At 71.0% G+C, this 17017-nt stretch carries 15 protein-coding genes; 11 read left to right on the forward strand and 4 right to left on the reverse strand.

Features of this window, described 5'->3' with window-relative positions:
* Nucleotides 1-115: 115 nt before the first annotated feature.
* The 3 genes from AC3EO4_RS23575 (at nucleotide 116) to AC3EO4_RS23585 (ending at nucleotide 2439) form a co-directional block, all read left to right on the forward strand.
* Nucleotides 116-766, forward strand: coding sequence for a response regulator (locus AC3EO4_RS23575; protein ID WP_379583001.1), 651 nt, complete (start codon nucleotides 116-118; stop codon nucleotides 764-766).
* A 67-nt stretch (nucleotides 767-833) separates the two neighbouring features.
* Complete coding sequence (locus AC3EO4_RS23580) at nucleotides 834-1481, forward strand: DUF4328 domain-containing protein (protein WP_488186351.1); 648 nt, start codon at nucleotides 834-836, stop codon at nucleotides 1479-1481.
* Nucleotides 1482-1551: 70 nt separating this feature from the next.
* Nucleotides 1552-2439: a hypothetical protein gene (locus tag AC3EO4_RS23585; protein WP_379582997.1), complete on the forward strand. Its 888-nt coding sequence runs from the start codon at nucleotides 1552-1554 to the stop codon at nucleotides 2437-2439.
* Nucleotides 2440-2455: 16 nt separating this feature from the next.
* Here AC3EO4_RS23585 and AC3EO4_RS23590 read toward each other — a convergent pair whose 3' ends face one another.
* The 3 genes from AC3EO4_RS23590 to AC3EO4_RS23600 form a co-directional block, all read right to left on the reverse strand.
* Complete coding sequence (locus AC3EO4_RS23590; RefSeq protein ID WP_431898011.1) at nucleotides 2456-6475, reverse strand: DNA polymerase III subunit alpha; 4020 nt, start codon at nucleotides 6473-6475, stop codon at nucleotides 2456-2458.
* The gene (locus tag AC3EO4_RS23595; RefSeq protein WP_379582995.1) at nucleotides 6475-6741 is read right to left on the reverse strand and encodes a DUF6504 family protein; all 267 of its coding nucleotides are present in this window, start codon (nucleotides 6739-6741) and stop codon (nucleotides 6475-6477) included. The genes AC3EO4_RS23590 and AC3EO4_RS23595 overlap by 1 nt, the downstream gene beginning before the upstream one ends.
* 83 nt (nucleotides 6742-6824) lie before the next feature.
* Nucleotides 6825-7556 carry a GntR family transcriptional regulator gene (locus tag AC3EO4_RS23600; protein WP_379582993.1) on the reverse strand — a complete coding sequence of 244 codons (732 nt, stop codon included), beginning with the start codon at nucleotides 7554-7556 and terminating at the stop codon, nucleotides 6825-6827.
* Nucleotides 7557-7691: 135 nt separating this feature from the next.
* Here AC3EO4_RS23600 and AC3EO4_RS23605 point away from each other — a divergent pair, with 135 nt between their 5' ends.
* Genes AC3EO4_RS23605 through AC3EO4_RS23630 form a run of 6 tightly spaced genes read left to right on the forward strand, consistent with a single transcriptional unit; the run spans nucleotide 7692 to nucleotide 13877 of the window.
* Complete coding sequence (locus AC3EO4_RS23605) at nucleotides 7692-8810, forward strand: ABC transporter substrate-binding protein (protein ID WP_431897786.1); 1119 nt, start codon at nucleotides 7692-7694, stop codon at nucleotides 8808-8810.
* Nucleotides 8810-9622, forward strand: coding sequence for an ABC transporter permease (locus tag AC3EO4_RS23610; protein WP_379582989.1), 813 nt, complete (start codon nucleotides 8810-8812; stop codon nucleotides 9620-9622). Before AC3EO4_RS23605 ends, AC3EO4_RS23610 begins: the two co-directional genes overlap by 1 nt.
* Before the next feature lie 10 nt (nucleotides 9623-9632).
* Entirely contained in the window at nucleotides 9633-10493 is an 861-nt protein-coding gene (locus tag AC3EO4_RS23615; RefSeq protein ID WP_379582987.1) for an ABC transporter permease, read from the forward strand.
* On the forward strand, nucleotides 10490-11569 hold the full coding sequence (locus tag AC3EO4_RS23620; RefSeq protein ID WP_431897788.1) for an ABC transporter ATP-binding protein: 1080 nt from the start codon (nucleotides 10490-10492) through the stop codon (nucleotides 11567-11569). Before AC3EO4_RS23615 ends, AC3EO4_RS23620 begins: the two co-directional genes overlap by 4 nt.
* Entirely contained in the window at nucleotides 11559-12269 is a 711-nt protein-coding gene (locus AC3EO4_RS23625) for an HAD family hydrolase (RefSeq protein WP_379582983.1), read from the forward strand. The genes AC3EO4_RS23620 and AC3EO4_RS23625 overlap by 11 nt, the downstream gene beginning before the upstream one ends.
* Nucleotides 12270-12275: 6 nt before the next feature.
* Nucleotides 12276-13877, forward strand: a complete 1602-nt coding sequence (locus AC3EO4_RS23630; protein WP_431897790.1) for a serine/threonine-protein kinase — start codon at nucleotides 12276-12278, stop codon at nucleotides 13875-13877.
* On the opposite strand, the gene AC3EO4_RS23635 is transcribed toward AC3EO4_RS23630, so the two are convergent.
* Nucleotides 13874-14437: a TetR/AcrR family transcriptional regulator gene (locus AC3EO4_RS23635; RefSeq protein WP_379582979.1), complete on the reverse strand. Its 564-nt coding sequence runs from the start codon at nucleotides 14435-14437 to the stop codon at nucleotides 13874-13876. The two genes, AC3EO4_RS23630 and AC3EO4_RS23635, sit on opposite strands and share 4 nt — an antisense overlap.
* Nucleotides 14438-14486: 49 nt before the next feature.
* Between AC3EO4_RS23635 and abc-f the strand changes: the two genes are divergently transcribed.
* Both abc-f and AC3EO4_RS23645 read left to right on the forward strand, forming a co-directional pair.
* On the forward strand, nucleotides 14487-16001 hold the full coding sequence (gene abc-f, locus AC3EO4_RS23640; RefSeq protein WP_431897792.1) for a ribosomal protection-like ABC-F family protein: 1515 nt from the start codon (nucleotides 14487-14489) through the stop codon (nucleotides 15999-16001).
* Entirely contained in the window at nucleotides 15986-16945 is a 960-nt protein-coding gene (locus tag AC3EO4_RS23645) for a quinone oxidoreductase family protein (RefSeq protein WP_431897794.1), read from the forward strand. Before abc-f ends, AC3EO4_RS23645 begins: the two co-directional genes overlap by 16 nt.
* Nucleotides 16946-17017: the final 72 nt, after the last annotated feature.

Below are 17017 nucleotides of genomic sequence, written 5' to 3' on the forward strand. Positions count from 1 at the left end.
GATCGGCCGTGCGTCCGATCGCCATCAGCCGATCGGCCGATCTAGGCTCGGCCCCGCCCCCGGGAGATCGGAGTGCGGCCCATCCCACGATGATCGGAAAGTTAGGCTTGCCCGTGTGACGATTCGCGTGCTCATCGCCGACGACCAGGAACTTGTCCGCACCGGCTTCCAGATGATCCTCGACGCCCAGCAGGACATCGACGTCGTCGGCACGGTGGCCGACGGGGCCGACGCGGTCGAGGCGGCCAGGCGGCTGCGCCCCGACGTGTGCCTGCTCGACATCAGGATGCCCAAGCTCGACGGCATCGAGGTGACGAGGATCCTGGCGGGCCCAGGCGTCGAGAACCCCATGCGGGTGGTCATCGTCACCACCTTCGACCTCGACGAGTACGTCTACGGCGCGCTCCGCTCGGGCGCGACCGGCTTCCTGCTCAAGGACAGCGGCCCCACCCTGCTCATCGAGGCCGTCAGGGCCGCGGCCGCCGGCGACGCGCTGGTGTCACCGTCGGTGACCGTACGGCTGCTCCAGCACCTCGCCCAGCCGGCGGCGGGCGCGGTCCGGCCGCTCAACGATCCGCTGACCGAGCGTGAACTCGATGTCGTACGGCTGGTCGCCAGAGGCAGGACCAACCAGGAGGTGGCCGGAGAGCTGTTCGTGTCGCTGTCCACGGTCAAAACCCATCTCGGCAGCATCCAGTCCAAACTCGGGGCAAGGAACCGGGTGGAGATCGCCGCGTGGGCATGGGAGTCAGGCGTGGTCAGCTGATTAACGGAGGGCCTGGCGGGATACATGTGAATCAGAACCTCAATGTGTGCCACGGGGGGAGAGATTCGTGCGCCAGGCTCCTTCCGCGGCGAAGCGATCGGCTTCGGCGGTCTATGTGACCCTTGCCGCCCAGCTCGCCGCCATGACCGCTCTAGTGATCTTCGATCAGGTGCGCGGCAGGCGGCTCGCCGCCGAGATCGTCACGCTCGGTGGTGACGCGCGCGCCCCGGGAGCCGAGGTCGTGGTCGGGGCCGTCACGCTGTTCGCGGTGCTGATGTTGCTGGCGGTCGGCACGCTGGTCGCGTCTGCGTCCGCCTACCTGACCTGGCTGGTCAGGGCGCGCCGCGCCACCAGGGTCGCCAATCCGTCGGGGCCGGTGATGGCGGCGTGGCTGCTGCCGGGCGTCAACCTGATCGCGCCCGTCATGCTGGTCGACCAGGTATGGAAAGGCTCCCGCCCACCGCTCGACCGGCGAGTGCGCTGGCTCGCGCTGGCGGGCTCCTGGTGGGCGAGCTGGCTGGCGGCGCTGGCGCTGGTCATGGTGCGACTGCCGCTGCGCGGCTCGTCGGGCGAGCTGACCGGGCTGAGCGGGCTCGAACTCGGCGTGACGGCGGTGGCGGCGCTGCTGTGCGCGTGCACGGTCCGTGAGATCACCCGCATCCAGACCGCCCCGTCCCGCCTGCGCCACCTGGCCACCTCACCTGCGATCTCCTGATCTCCGGGATGGAGCGTCAAAATCCGCGTCCGGCTGACACGTAGCGCAACCTTCACTAACTTAACGTGTCATGCCCGGCCCCCAGCATGATGCGACCAACAACCTGGTTCGCGACCATCCAGACCTCGCCATCCGGCTCATGAGCATGATCAGCGGCATTCGACTGGCGGACGGCTCCCAGATCCGCGTCGCCGGAGGGGAGCTCAGCGACCGTGTGTCGAAAGTCCGTCAGGCCGATACCGTGCTCGTCGGCGGTCCACCGCAAGACCCCTGGTATGCGGTGATCAGTGAGATCGAGACGAGGCTGTCGGACGACAAGCTCGACCAGACCCTGCGTTATGCCGTCACCTTGTGGCTGCAGTTGAACAAACCGGTTTACGTGATCGTCATCTCGCCCGACCGCAGAGCCGCCACGTTCAGGCGATCGGTGACGGTGAGTGCGGGAAAGCTGGAAATCACCCTGGACCCGTGCGTGTACGGCCCGGACAACATCCCGGTGCTCACCGATCCCGGTCAGGTGGTCAGCGATCCCGCACTCGCGGCGCTGTCCGTCATGGCTCATGGCGAGCGGCAGGAGGTCAGTGAGACCTTCTTGAAGGGGCTCAACGATCTCGATGACGATGACGCTCCGCGATACTATGAATACGCACACAACATGGCTTCGGCCCCGGCACGGCGTGTGATGGAGGCGTTGATGTCCAGCTCGACCTGGCTGGTTTCCAGTCCTTTCGCTCGTAAGCACTTCGGCGAGGGCAAGGCGGAGGGCCTCGCGGAAGGGCTCGCGAAGGGCAAGACCGAGGGCGAGGTCACGTTGCTGCTGACGTTGCTCGAGGCGCGCGGCATCGCCGTTTCCGACGAGATCCGTGCCAGGATCACCTCCTGCGCCGATCCTGGGCAGTTCGAGGCGTGGACGCGGCGCGCCGCCGTGGCCACCTCGGCCGGCGAGGTCTTCGAGTAGACCGGTCGGCCGGGGGTCAGGCGGCCTGGGTGGGGCCGGAGCTGCCCTGGCTGGCGTGCCAGAGCCGGCGGGGCGGGGTGACGACGCCGGGGGTGGGGCCGATGTCGGAGTACGGCGAGATGCGGTAGCCGTTGGCGTACTCGATGGTGCGCCCGCCGACGCCCTCCGCGGGGGTCCGCCGCCTGTCGAGCAGCGCGAGGACCGCCTCCAGGCCGTTCGCACGCCACGCGGCGTCGAGGTCGACGAGGTTCCAGCAGTCGACGGCCCGCATGGAGATCGCCCTGGTGCCCGTGCGGCGGATCACTCCCCTGGCGACCATCAGCCACGACCCGAACACCGTCGAGGCGCACCTGCCCTGCACCGACTCGAAGAAGGTCAGGTCGACAGGTCCCGTGGAGTCGTCGAGGGTGGTGAAGATGACCCGCTGACCCGACCGCACCGCAGGTGTCTGGGTGGCGACCTTGACGCCCGCCACCAGGACCTCCGCGCCGTTGCGCTGGGCGAGCAGGTCCTTGGAACGCACCACCCCGATGGCGTCGAGCAGCGTGTCGTGGAAGCTCATCACGTGTCGGCTGACGTCGATGCCGAGGATCTCCAGCTCGGCCTCGACCATCTCGGTCTCCGTCATCTCCGGCAACTCGCCTGGCTCGATGCGTTCGGCGAACCCCAGGGGCAGCTGTACGGCAAGCGGCTCGTCCATCCGCGGCTCCTCGGCCGCGGCGGTCGTGGCCGTTCCGCCTCTCGCCGGCGCCTTCCCCTGGTGGCGCGACGACCTCCCCTGACGTGGCGGCGAGGACGCGCGGCTCCCGTCGGACCCAGCCCTGCCCGAGAAACCGGATCCCGACCCGCCCGAGAAACCGGACTCCGACCCGCCCGAGAAACCGGATCCCGAGCGGCCGGGGAAGTCGGAACCCGTCCGGCCGGGGGACCCGGTGGAGTCGTCCCTGGAGCGCGCCTGCCCGGGAGGCGGTGACGGGCTGTAGCCCTTGCGAGCAGGGGGGCTCGCCTTGACGCCCGAGACCGAGGCCCGCTCCAGCACCCCCACCTGGGCGATCAGGTCGCGCCTTGTCAGCTCCCCTGGCCGCCAGCGCGGACCGCCGGGCCGCAGCGAGTGGAGCGCGTCGAAGCCGCCCACCTGGACCAGCCGTTCGATGACCGGACGCGAGGGCCTGGCCCTGTCCCAGAAGTCGGCGAGCGAGGTGTAGGGCCGGCCCGCCACCATCCTGTCGACCTCCGCCTCGCTCACTCCCTTGACCGCGGAGAACGGCACACGCAGGCCGTATCCCCGGCCGAGCTCCTCGGCCTTGAAGTCGCGCACCCGCCGCCGGTAGTCGACCCCTTCCAGGGAGGAGGGCTGGACGCTGACGCGCAGCGGCGGCGGGCCGACGCGTTCGACGGTCCAGTGCTTGGCCGACTTGTTGACGTCCAGGGGAAGGATCGTCACCCCGCACTGCCGGGCCTCGTCGATGATCACCCGCTGCGGGTACATGCCGGGCTCGTGGGTGAGCACACCCGCGAAGAAGGCGGCGGCGTGGTGCCGCTTGAGCCAGGCCGACTGGTAGGTGGGCAGCGCGAACGCCGCCGCGTGCGCCTTGCAGAACCCGAAGGCGCCGAAGGCGTCGAGCACCTGCCAGGCCCGCTCGACCGTCGCCTGGTCGTAGTCGGGCAGCACGTTCGCGAGGAACCACCGCCGCGAGGCCTCGCGGCGGACGGGGTCGCCGAGGCTGCGCCGTATCTTCTCCGCCTCGGACAGCCCGGCGCCGGTCATGGCGTCGATGATCTTCAGGACCTGTTCGTGGAAGACGACGACCCCGTTGGTCTCGGCGAGGGCCGCGCGCAGGCGGGGGTGCGGGTAGGAGGCGGCCCGCCAGCCGTGCCGCGACTCCAGGTAGGGGGTGACCATGTCGGAGTTGACGGGGCCAGGCCTGAACAGCGAGATGTCGACGATCAGGTCGTCCATCGTGCGGGGTTCGAGTTTGGCGACCAGCTCGCGCTGGCCTGGCGACTCGATCTGGAAGCAGCCGAGCGTACGGCTGGCGCAGATCATGTCGTAGGTCCGCTCGTCGTCCTGCGGGACGGCGTCGAGTTCGACGTCGACGTCGTCGACCCGCTTGATCTCGGTCAGCGTGTAGGCCATCGCCGACTGCATCCGCACGCCGAGCACGTCGAGCTTGAGCAGCCCCGCCTCCTCCACGTCGTCCTTGTCGAACTGCGACATGGGGAAGTCGAGGGCGCTGCGCTCCACGGGGGTGCGGTCGCGCAGACCCGAGTTGCCGACCAGCACCCCGCACGGGTGCAGCGCGATGTGCCTGGGCAGCCCGTCGAGCTTCTCCGCGAGCTGGAACACCCTGCCGAGCCCCGCCTCGTCGAGCCTGCTCTCACGCAGCTCGGGCAGGTCCTTCAGCGAGGCGGTGATCTGGCGGGCGCGGATGTGCGGGAACGCCTTGGCGATGGCGTCGATCTCGTGCGGCGGCAGGCCCATCGCACCGCCCACGTCCCGCAGGGCGCTGCGGGCCCGGTAGGTCTCCATCATGGACACGCAGGCCACGCGCGACTCGCCGTACATGTCGTAGATCGCCTTGTAGCAGTCGAGGCGGCGGGCGGACTCCACGTCGATGTCGATGTCGGGCAGGCCGATGCGGCCCTCGGACAGGAAGCGTTCCATGAGCAGGCCGTGGTGGAGCGGATTCACCTCGCCGATGCCGATGAGGTAGTTGACCAGGCTGCCCGCCCCCGAGCCACGGATGGCGCAGCGGATGCCCATCTGCCGGATCCGGTCGGTGATGCCGACGACGGCCATGAAGTATCCGGACAGCCGCTTCTTCTCGATGATGGCCAGCTCGGCCTCGAGGCGGTCGCGGGCGTCCGCCGATCCGCGCAGCCCCCGGTCGTCGAGCCCGTTCTCGCAGCGGTGGCGCAGCAGCGGGACCGGGTCCCTGCCGATCTCGGGCAGGTGCAGGTCGGGAGGGTCGCTGCTCAGGGCGAGCAGCCGCCTCGGGTCGATCACGCACGCCTCGGCCAGGGCACGCGTGGTGTACAGGAGCCGGTTGGCGCGCCCCTGGTCGCCGCCGCAGATCTTGTGGGCGACCCTGCGCATCTCGTCGCCGCTCTTGAGGTAGGCGTGGGAGGTGCTCCTGTCCAGGTGCCGGGGATGCAGGGGGACGAGCTGGCGGGCCGCGTCGAGCACGTCGCCCACCTGGTGGTCGGCGGGGTCGAGGTACCTGGCCGCGTTCGTGAGCACGGCGGGCACGCCGAACTCCTCGGCGAGGGAGAGCATGCGGACGGCGGTGGTGGCGTCGCGGTAGCCGTACTGGTCGACCAGCTCGATCACCACGCCGCGCACCCGGGAACGCCAGAGGTCCAGCAGCGCCCTTGCCTGCTCGTCGCGCCTGGCGGCCACCGCGCGGCCCACGTCGGATCTCGGCCCGAGCAGCACGACCAGCCCGTCGTCCGGGCCGAACGCCCCGCCCCTCTCCCTTCCGCCCGGACGTCCCGCGGGGCCCGGAGCGGGGGTGCCGGCGCCGGCGGCCCATTCGCCGACCAGGTCGCGGGTCACCTTCGGCTCGCCGCGGGCGCCTGCGTAGTGGGCGGCGGTGACCAGGCGGCACAGCCGGGACCACCCGCCGGAGCGGGCCAGCACGGTGACCCTGTCCTCGGCGTCGGCTCCGGTCCGCGGGCGCGCCTCCCGCGGACCGGAGCCGAACCCGCGACCGCCGGACCCGCGACCGCCGGACCCGCCGGGCGTGGCGGGGCGGTGCGAGCCGGACAGCGGCCCGTAGGCGGCCGGGTCGCGCGGTGGAACGAGGTCGGACGCGGCGGACGCGTCGAGCGCGAAGTCGACGCCGAACACCGGCGAGATCCTCGCGTCCATGCAGGCCTGGGCGTGCTTGAGCGCCCCGTAGAGACCGTCGCGGTCGGTCAGCGCGAGGATGTCCATCCCGTGCTCGGCCGCCCGCCGTACCAGGGCCTGGGGGAAGGCGGTGCCGTACCGCATCGAGTAGGCGGAGCTCACGTGCAGGTGCGGGAAGGAGAGCATCAGTCCCACGCCCTCAGCAGCAGCCAGCCCCCGCTGGCGGTGTCGAAGCGCAGCTCGTAGGAGCCGAGCTCACGGCCGGGACTGGCCTCGACGCGCCAGAACTGGCGCTCGCCCGGGTCGCCTTCGGTGGTCTTCCACCATTCGCGGGACACCACCCACTGGTCGAGGACGCGACGAACGAGGTAGAGCCGATCGCGCCAGACGAACTGGGTCGGCTGGCCCTCTCGGGTCCACACCTCTATCGGATCGCCGTAGAGTCTGCTCAAGACGCTTCTTCTCCCCGTGGCTCTGGGTCTGTTGCTGAGCCACCCGGGGGAAGTCGGGCGCTACTTCGAGCATATGTTCGAAGTCATGGGAGTGCAAGCCGCGTGAGCGGGTTCGCGCCGATCGAGTTGCGGATGCTGAAGGCCACGCTGCCCGCCCTGTAGCGGTCGTCGGACCACTCGACGGGGCGGCCCTCCTGCGTGGTGGTGATCCTGCGCTGGCGCAGGAGCGGGCTGCCGCGCCTGACCCCGAGCAGGCGGGCATCCTCGGTGCCGGCCGCCACCGCGTCGATGAGGTGCTCGCCGTAGGCGAAGACCAGGCCGACCCTGTCGTAGAGCGCCTGGGTGACCGACTCGCAGTCGGGCGGCAGCGCCTCGACGGCGGAGGCGATCCACGAGGCGTAGACGGTCCGCTCCAGCAGCACGGGCTCGCCCTCCAGCGTGCGCAGCCTGAGCACCTCGAGCACCTCGGCGGTGCTGAGCCTGACCGACTCGGCGGGGCCCGCCCTGCGGCGGCGCTGGCCGAGCACCTCGCCGCCCACCGTGTGCCCCTTGGACCTGGCCCACTGGGCGAAGCTGTGCAGCTCGGCGAAGCTCTGGCTGCGCTCCCCGCCCAGCACGATGCGCCGCGCGCCCTGGCGCGAGCCGACCAGACCCTCCGCGGCCAGTACGGCGACGGCCTGCCGCACGGTCCCTCTGGCCGCCGAATAGCGCGCAGCGAGCTCCGCCTCCGACGGCAGCTGCGACCCTACAGGGTGAACACCCGTGAGAATCTCGTCACGCAGCTCAGCGGCGATGTGTTCATAGCGCGCGGCCATTCACGACCCCTCCTGTTCATGAAAAAGCAACGTTTATGCGACTAACTGGGTCTGGCCTTGTTTGTACAAGTTCCCCTAGGTTTTAGCCACACCCCAGAGAGTGGAGGCGACGTGTCCACACCTCGCATCGCAGGCTTGATCGCAGCTCTAACGGTAGTGACCGCGGCGTGCGGCGCCGCTCCGACCACCCAGACGCAGACGACGACAGGTGGGGTGAACGCCGCGACGGCGACCTCTGCCGCCGACTTCGGCGGTCTCGACAAACTTGTCGAGGCGGCCAAGAAGGAGGGCAACCTGCACGTCATCGCCCTTCCGCCCGACTGGGCGAACTACGGCGAGATCATCAAGAAGTTCGAAGAGAAGTACGGCATCAAGATCGAGAGTGAGAATCCGGACGCCTCCAGCGCCGACGAGATCAACGCGGTGAAGACCCGCAAGGGCCAGGACCGCGCGCCGGACGTGCTGGACGTCGGCCAGGCCTTCGGCTTCAGCGGCGCCAAGGAGGGCCTGTACGCGGCCTACAAGGTGCAGAGCTGGGACAAGATCCCCGACGGACAGAAGGAGCCGAGCGGCCTGTGGGTCAACGACTACGGCGGCTACGTCTCCATCGGCTGCGACGCCAAGAAGATCGGCACCTGCCCCAAGACCTTCGCCGACCTGCTCAAGCCCGAGTACAAGGGCAAGGTCGCGCTGAACGGCAACCCGAACAAGTCGGGCTCGGCCTTCGCCGGCGTGTGGGCGGCCTCGCTGTCCCAGGGCGGCTCGCTCGACGACATCGCCCCTGGCGTGCAGTTCTTCAAGAAGCTGAAGGACGTCGGCAACTACAACCCTGTCGAGTCCACGCCCGCCACGGTCGAGAAGGGCGAGACGCCCATCAGCATCGACTGGGACTACCTCAACGCCGGGTACCGCGAGCAGTTCCTGCCCAAGGGCCTCGACTTCCAGGTGGCTGTGCCGTCCGACGGCGTCTACGCCCAGTACTACGTGCAGGCGATCAACAAGGACGCTCCGCACCCCGCCGCCGCGCGGCTGTGGATGGAGTTCCTCTACAGCGCCGAGGGCCAGAACCTGTGGCTCAAGGGCGGCGCCCGCCCGGTGCTGATGCCCTCGATGACCGCCGACGGCACCATCGACAAGGCGCTGGCCGACAAGCTGCCGCCGGTCGAGGGTGAGGCCAAGTTCCCGACCGAGGACCAGGTCACCAAGGCCAAGGACGACCTGGCCAAGACCTGGGACGCGGCTGTCGCGGGCTGATGAGGCGCACTCTCGGCGCGCTGCCGCTGCTCGCCTTCGTCGCGCTGGCCTTCGGGATCCCCGCCATCGCCATGGTGGCGGGGGCCTTCACCGTGGAGGGCTCGCCGGGGTTCGGCAACCTGGCGCTCACCCTGCAGGGCGGCTACCTGCTCGCGCTCGCCAACAGCGTGAAGCTGTCGGCCGTGGTGGCGGTGCTGGGCGCGGTGCTGGGCACGTTCCTCGCCCAGGCCGTGGTCACCTCGCGCTCCACCGCGCTGCGGGAGTCCGTGCTGACCGCTTCGGGCGTGCTGGCCAACTTCGGCGGCGTTCCGCTGGCCTTCTTCTGGGTGGCCACACTCGGCAACTCGGGCGTGATCAGCGGGCTGCTGGGCCTGCCCTCGGGCACGCTGTTCACCTTCTGGGGCCTGGCGCTGGTCTACCTGTACTTCTCGGTGCCGCTCATGGTGCTGGTCATCGCGCCGGCCCTGGACGGCCTGCGCCCGCAGTGGCGCGAGGCGGCCGCCAACAACGGCGCCACGACCTGGCAGTACTGGCGATACGTGGCCCTGCCGGTGCTGACCCCTGGGCTGCTCGGCGGCGTGGTGCTGCTGTTCGGCTCGGCGTTCGCCGCGTACGCCACCGCGTCGGCGATGGGCGCGGGCACCGTGCTGCCGCTGGTCACCCTGAAGATCGCCGCCGCCCTCTCCGGCGACGTGCAGACCGGCTTCGAGAACATCGGCCTCGCGCTCAGCCTGGACATGGTCCTGGTCGCCGCGCTGGTCATGGCGATCTACCTGCCACTGCAGAGGAGGAGCACCCGATGGCTCCAGTGAGGTCGACGGCATGACCACGCTCGCGCCCGTCGCGCCGGTCCCCGAGGCCGCCCCTGCCGCGCCGGCCCGCCAGGGCAGGCCCCGTCTCTGGCGAGGGTTCGTCTTCGCGCTGGCGGCCCTGTACTTCCTCGTCCCGCTCGCCGCGTCCTTCTGGTTCACGATCTACAACGAGACCACAGGCGTGTCGTTCGCCCCCTACGTGGAGCTGTGGACGGCCGAGGGCTTCCTGCCCAGCCTGCTGCTCTCCCTCGGGCTGGCCGCGGCCACGATCGTGCTCGTGCTGCTGCTCACGCTGCCCGCGATGATCGCGGTACGGCTGGCCGTACCGGGGCTGCGGCCCGTCATGGAGGTGATCTGCACGCTGCCGCTGGTGGTGCCGCCGATCACGTTCGTCGCGGGAGTGAGCAGGTCGCTCCAGGTCGGCGGCGAGGTGCTCGCGCCGACGCCGTTCTGGGCCACGCTCAACGCGGTCCAGAACCAGGATTTCCCGCTCGTGCTCGTGTTCGTCTACGTCATGCTCGTGCTGCCCTTCGTCTACCGTTCGCTGGACGCCGGGTTGCGCACGATGGACGTGCGGACGCTGGTCGAGGCGGCCCGCAACCTGGGCGCGTCATGGCCGCACGTGATGTTCAGGGTGATCGTCCCCAACCTGCGTTCGGCGCTGGCCAGCGCCGCCTTCCTGACCCTGGCCCTGGTGCTGGGCGAGTACACGGTGGCCAGCATCCTCGGCTACCAGCCGTTCGCCGTCTGGATCGTCACGATCTCGGGGTCCAAGGGGCAGTTGTCGGTCGCCGTCTCCGTGCTCAGCCTCCTGCTGACCTGGCTGCTGCTGCTCACCGTGTCCGGTGTTTCACGAAAGAAGGGCCAATGACCGCCCGGTTGGAGTTCAAGGGCCTGCGCCGCGTGTTCGGCAAGACGGTCGCGCTCGACGGATTCGACCTCACGATCGAGCCCGGCGAGCTGGTCGCCCTGCTCGGCCCGTCGGGCTGCGGCAAGACGACCGCGCTGCGCTGCGTGGCGGGGTTCGAGCGTCCCGACGAGGGCGCGGTGCTGGTGGACGGCAAGGACATCACGGGCGTGCCCGCCAACAAGCGTGACGCGGGCATGGTGTTCCAGTCCTACTCGCTGTTCCCCAACCTCAACGCGGCCGAGAACGTCGCTTTCGGCCTGCGGGTCCGCAAGACCCCGCAGGCCGCCCGCCGGGCGCGGGCGCTGGAGCTGCTGGAGCTGGTCGGCCTGCCCTCGCACGCCGACCGCTACCCGCACCAGCTGTCGGGCGGCCAGCAGCAGCGCGTCGCCCTGGCCCGCGCGCTCGCGCTGTCGCCGCGGGTGCTGCTGCTCGACGAGCCGCTGTCCGCGCTGGACGCCAAGGTCCGCGTGGCCCTCAGGGAGGAGATCCGGCGCCTGCAGCTCGACCTGGGGATCACCACGATCTTCGTGACGCACGACCAGGAGGAGGCGCTGTCGGTCGCCGACCGCGTCGCCGTTCTGAGGAACGGGCGTCTCGAGCAGTGCGGCACGCCCGCCGAGGTCTACGACCGGCCGGCCACGCCGTTCGTGGCCGAGTTCGTCGGCACCATGAACCACCTGCCGGGGCGCGTCTCCGGCGAGCAGGTGACGGTGTTCGGCCAGCTCCTGCCGGTCGACGGGACCGCGGAGGGCCTGGACGTCGACGTCCTCATCAGGCCGGAGGCCGTGCTCGTCACCCCCTCGGACGAGGGGCGGGCCGAGGTGATCGCCGCCTCCTTCCGCGGCGCCTCGGTCAGGCTGCGGCTGTCCATGGAGGGCGGCGAGGTCCTCGCCGACGTGCCAGGGCACGAGGCGGTACGGCTGGCGCCCGGCACCCGCGTGTCCGTCCGCCTGGTCGAGCGGCCCGTCCTGGTCGCGCCGCGCAGCACCGCCACGCCCGTGCCCACTCCGGCGAAGGACCCCGCGGGTGCCGCCTGACTCCCTCCCGTCCGGCTCCGTCCCGTCCGGCTCGACCTCACCCGGCTCAGTCCCGCCTGACGTGATCGCGCTCGCCGCCGTTCCCGGCGACCCCGTTCCCGGCGATCCCGTTCCCGACGCCGTCCTGTTCGACATGGACGGCACGCTCGTGGACACCGAGGGCCTGTGGTGGGAGGCCACGGCCGACGTGGCCGCCTCGCTCGGGCGCACACTCGGCCCCGCCGACGAGCCGTACGTCCTCGGCCGCACGGTCGAGGACACGGCCGCCCATCTGCTCACGCCCCCGGCCTCCGACGCGGTGGAGGCGGTCGCCGAGCGGCTCACCGAGTCGTTCGCCGACCGCATCAGGCAGGGGGTACGCGTCATCCCCGGCGCCGCCGAGCTCCTTCAGGCGCTCACGACGCAGGCCATCCCCACCGCCCTGGTCAGCGCCTCCCCCCGCTCGATCGTGGAGCTGGTGCTGCCCTCGCTCGGCCACAGTTTCGCGGTCGTCCTCGCCGCCGAGGACACTCCGCGCGGCAAGCCGCACCCCGACCCGTACCTGGAGGCGGCCAGGCTGCTGGAGGCCGACCCGCGCCGCTGCGTCGCCGTCGAGGACAGCCCCACGGGGATCGCCGCCGCCACCGCCGCGGGCTGCAAGGTGCTGGTCGTTTCACCCTCAGCGGGACTGCCCGATCTGCACGCGATGTCGCTAAGCTGACCCGTCGTGAACCAGATCGGACGCTACAGGCTGTTGGACATGCTCGGCAGGGGCGGCATGGGCACGGTCCATCTGGCCGAGGACGCCACGGGCCAGCGCGTCGCGATCAAGGTGATCAATCCGGAGCTCAGCCAGCACGAGCAGTTCAGGATGCGCTTCAGGAGAGAGGCCGACGCGGCGCGCAGGGTTCGCAGGTTCTGCACGGCCGCGGTGCTGGAGGCGGCGCTCGACGGCGACCAGCTCTACGTGGTGACCGAGTACGTGCCGGGGCCGAACCTGGAGGAGGCGGTCAGGCAGTCGGGCCCGCTGAAGGGGTCGAGCCTCGACGCGCTGGCGGTGAGCGTGGCTACGGCCCTCACCGCGATCCACGCCGCAGGTGTGGTGCACAGGGATCTCAAGCCGTCCAACGTGCTGCTGTCCCCCATCGGCCCGCGCGTGATCGACTTCGGCATCGCCAGGGCGCTCGACGAGATCGGCGGCGTGACCGGCACCGGTGAGCTGATCGGCACGCCCCGGTACATGGCGCCGGAGGTGCTGCGCGGCGAGCCCGTCTCTCCGGCGTGCGACGTGTTCTCGTGGGGCTGCCTGATGGCGTTCGCGGCGTCGGGGCGGGCGCCCTTCCCCGGCGAGACCCTGCCCGCGATCATCTACCAGGTGCTCAACACCGAGCCCTCGCTCGACGGGCTCGAGCCCGGACTGCGGGAGCTGGTGGCGGCCGCGCTGGCGAAGGATCCGGCGCGGCGCCCGACGGCGCAGCAGATCCTCGACCACCTGATCGGTCGCCAGGCCGCGCCCGAGCAGGCCGTGCACACGGTCCAGGTGGCCTGGCAGGAGGGCGCCACGACCCCCTACGCCGCTTCTCTGCCGAGGAAGAGGGGCAGGCTGGTGGCGGGGATCGCCGTGGCGGCGGCGCTGGCGGTGGGGGCGGCGGCGGGGGTGTGGGCGCTGCTGCCGAGCGGGCCTCCCGAGCTGCCCTCGCTCTTCTCCGACGACTTCACCTCGACCTCGAGCGGCTGGGGCGGCACCTACGACGCGGAGGCCGACAACAGCTACGGCTACATCACCTCCGACTTCACCTACGGTCTCGACGCGGGCGAGTACAACGAGGAGCGATGGGCCACGGCTCCTGTGCCGTTCGTCACCGAGAAGCCCGCCACGCCCGATCCCTCGGCCACGCCCACTCCGCTGATGCCCTCGTCCCTGCTCGTCGGGGTCGTCGCCAAGGTGAAGTCGGGCCGCGGCGAGTTCGGCCTGTGGTGCAGGGGCGACGGCGACGGCACCTTCTACGAGTTCACCCTCGACACCTCGGGCACCACCAGGGTCCGCCGCATCGCCGACAAGGCGGGCGGCAACATGGCCGCCCCCGTCAAGCTCGACGGGTTCAACGCCAGGGAGAGCAACCACATCCAGGTCTCCTGCGAGCAGGATGACGGCGCCACGCGGCTGTCCATGTGGGTCAACGGCAAGCGGGTCCACCAGGTGGACGACCCCGTCGGCCTGCCGAGCGGCACCATCGGCCTGTTCGCCCGGGTGCCGAAGGGCAGCGCCAGCCCGCTCAAGGTCGTCTACGACGACTTCGAGATGCGCGGCGTCAGGCCGCAGCCCTAGAGCACTCCTGCTCGGGCGGCGGCCAGCGCCGTGTCGGCGGCCCTGTCGGCGTCGCGCTCGCTGACGGGTTCGTGGGTGACGAACAACCGGTAGTACAGCGGGGCCACGGCCACCCTGATCACCTCTTCGGCGTCGACGTCCGCGGGCAGTTCGCCGCGCTCGACCGCCCTTCGCACGACGGCGGCCGACTGGGTGTGGCGGGCGGTGTAGAAGCCGGTCAGTGCCGTGGCGGCGGCCTCGTTCTGCATGCCGGCCGCGACGAACGCCGTGGCGACGGGGTCCATCCCGTTCCGCACCAGCCGGGTGATCTCCCGCAGGTCGCCGTCGACCGTGCCGGTGTCGGGGATCGGCCACGGCTCCCCCGACGCCAACTCCAGCGCGTCGGCGATCAGGCCCTCCACACTCGTCCACCTGCGGTAGACCGTGGTCTTGTGCACGCCCGATCTGGTGGCGACGTTCTCCACGGTCAGGCCCTGGTAGCCGTGCTCGGCGAGTTCGGCGAGCGTCGCCTGCCGTACAGCGTCGCGGACCCTTGCGCTGCGCCCTCCGGGTCGCTCCAAAGTCTACTCCAGTTGCGTTAGTGACGGCTTTAATGCAACTATAGTTGCGATGACTACTCAGCTCAGCCTTCACGGAATCAGCAAGTCATACGGCGACCGGCTCGTCCTCGATCACGTCTCGCTGGCCGTACGGCCCGGAGAGCGCGTGGGCGTCGTCGGAGAGAACGGCTCGGGCAAGTCCACGCTGCTGCGGATCATGGCGGGAATCGACAGGCCCGACGAGGGAAGGGTGATCAGCACCGGCGCGGGGCATCTCGCCCAGCGGCTCGACCTCCCCGGCGACCACTCCGTCCAGCAGGCGATCGACGCCGCGCTCGCGGACCTGCGGGAGATGGAGCGCGCGATGCAGGCCGCCGCCGAGGCAGGGGACATGGCCCGCTACGGCGAGCTGCTGACCGCCTTCGAGGCGCGCGGCGGCTACGAGGCCGACGCCAGCGTCGACAAGTCCCTGCACGGGCTGGGCCTGGGCCACCTGGGAAAGAACCGCAGGCTCGACTCGCTGTCCGGCGGCGAGCAGGCGCGGCTCGGCCTGGCCTGCCTGCTCGCCGCGGCACCCGAGGTGATGTTGCTCGACGAGCCGACCAACCACCTGGATGCGGCCTCGACCGCGTGGCTGGAGGAACGGCTGCGCGAGCACAGGGGCACGGTCGTCGCCGTCTCCCACGACCGCGCGTTCCTCGACAGGGTGGCGAGCGCGATCATCGAGGTGGACGCGGGCGGGGTGACCCGCTTCGGCGGCGGCTACAGCGGCTTCCTCGCCGACAAGGCCGCGGCCAGGCAACGCTGGGAGCAGTCCTACGCCGCGTGGCTGGAGGAGGTCGGCCAGGTCAGGGAGTTCGCCGCGACGACCGCGCACAGGGTGGCGGCGGGCAGGGCCATGAAGGACAACAACAAGATGGCCTACGACCGCAACGCGGGCAGGGTGCAGAGCTCGGTGGCGAGCCGGGTGCGCAACGCGCAGGAACGGCTGCGCCGTCTGGAGGAGGATCCCGTGCCCCGGCCACCGGAGCCGCTGCGGTTCGCCGGCGCCTTCACCGGCGAGGCGTCCGGCCGCACGCTGGTCGAGCTGCCCGAGCTCACGATCAGGTCGGGCGACAGGCTGCTGGTCCACGGCCCCAACGGCGCGGGCAAGTCCACGCTCCTCAGGAAGCTGGCCGCGCACGCCCTGGGCAGGGTGGGGCACCTGCCGCAGGAGGTCGACCTCACGGGACAGGACCGCACGGTCCTCGCCCGGTACGCCGAGGGCAGGCCCGGCTACCCCGACGAGCACCGTGCGAGCCTGCTGGCGACCGGGTTGTTCAGGCCCGACACGCTCGGCGTGAAGGTCGGCGAGCTGTCGGTCGGGCAGCAGCGGCGGCTCGCGCTGGCCAGGCTGCTGGCCGACGAGCACGACCTGCTGCTGCTCGACGAGCCGACCAACCACCTGTCGCTGACGCTGGTGGAGGAACTGGAGCGCGCCATGGACGCCTACCGGGGCGCCCTGGTGGTGGTCTCGCACGACAGGACCCTGCGCGAACGCTTCAGAGGCGCCCGGTGGAGACTGGAGCCATGCATGCCATTGTGATCAACGCTCAGGGCGGTCCCGAGGTGCTCGAGTACGCCGAGCACCCCGACCCGGTGCCCGGCCCCGGCGAGGTGCTGATCGACGTCGCCGCGAGCGGCGTCAACTTCATCGACGTCTACCACCGCGCCGGCACCTACCCCCTCGACCTGCCGTCCCCGATCGGCTCCGAGGGCGCGGGCACCGTCGCCGCCGTGGGAGAGGGAGTGGAGGACGTGGCGGTCGGCGACACCGTCGCGTGGGTGAACGTGCTCGGAAGTTACGCCGAGAAGGCCGTGGTGCCCGCCTCCAAGGTGGTGCCCGTCCCCTCGGGCGTGCCGGCCGAGCTGGCCGCCGCCGCGATGCTGCAGGGGATGACCGCGCACTTCCTCACGCATTCGGTGTACGAGCTGAAGGCCGGCGACGTCATGCTCGTGCACGCCGCTGCCGGCGGCATGGGCCAGCTGCTCACCCAGATCGGCAAGCTGAAGGGCGCCACGGTGCTGGCCACCGTCTCCTCCGACGCCAAGGAGAAGCTGGCCCGCGAGGCGGGGGCGGACCAGGTGTTCCGCTACGACGGCTTCGCCGACGCGGTCCGCGAGGCCGTCCCTGCGGGCGTGGACGTCGTCTACGACGGGGTGGGCGCCACCACCTTCGACGGCAGCCTGGCCTCGCTGCGCAGGCGCGGCCTCATGGTCCTGTACGGCGCCGCGAGCGGCCCGGTGCCGCCGATGGACCCGCAGGTGCTGAACAGGAGCGGCTCGCTCTACCTGACCAGGCCGTCGCTCGTCCACTTCATCGCCGAGCGCGACGAGCTGCTGTGGCGGGCGGCCGACATGTTCGGCTGGCTCGCGGCGGGCGAGCTGACGATCAACATCTCCGAGCGCTACCCGCTGGCCGAGGCGGCGCGAGCGCACGAGGACCTGCAGGCCCGCCGTACGACGGGCAAGCTGCTGCTGATCCCCTGACCGCGCGTACGGGCCCGCGCCTCGGGGCAGGGCCCGTCGCCGTCTTCCCGATCGGGTGGTCCCGCACGCCCG

The sequence above is a fragment of the Nonomuraea sp. bgisy101 genome (assembly GCF_057708945.1).

Coding starts and splice junctions, on each gene's coding strand:
- AC3EO4_RS23590 (WP_431898011.1), bottom strand. CDS start 6,475: ATGCTCTCCTTCCCGCACCTGCACGTGAGCTCCGCCTACTCGATGCGG.
- AC3EO4_RS23645 (WP_431897794.1), top strand. CDS start 15,986: ATGCATGCCATTGTGATCAACGCTCAGGGCGGTCCCGAGGTGCTCGAG.
- AC3EO4_RS23600 (WP_379582993.1), bottom strand. CDS start 7,556: ATGGCCGCGCGCTATGAACACATCGCCGCTGAGCTGCGTGACGAGATT.
- AC3EO4_RS23610 (WP_379582989.1), top strand. CDS start 8,810: ATGAGGCGCACTCTCGGCGCGCTGCCGCTGCTCGCCTTCGTCGCGCTG.
- AC3EO4_RS23620 (WP_431897788.1), top strand. CDS start 10,490: ATGACCGCCCGGTTGGAGTTCAAGGGCCTGCGCCGCGTGTTCGGCAAG.
- AC3EO4_RS23615 (WP_379582987.1), top strand. CDS start 9,633: ATGACCACGCTCGCGCCCGTCGCGCCGGTCCCCGAGGCCGCCCCTGCC.
- AC3EO4_RS23585 (WP_379582997.1), top strand. CDS start 1,552: ATGCCCGGCCCCCAGCATGATGCGACCAACAACCTGGTTCGCGACCAT.
- abc-f (WP_431897792.1), top strand. CDS start 14,487: ATGACTACTCAGCTCAGCCTTCACGGAATCAGCAAGTCATACGGCGAC.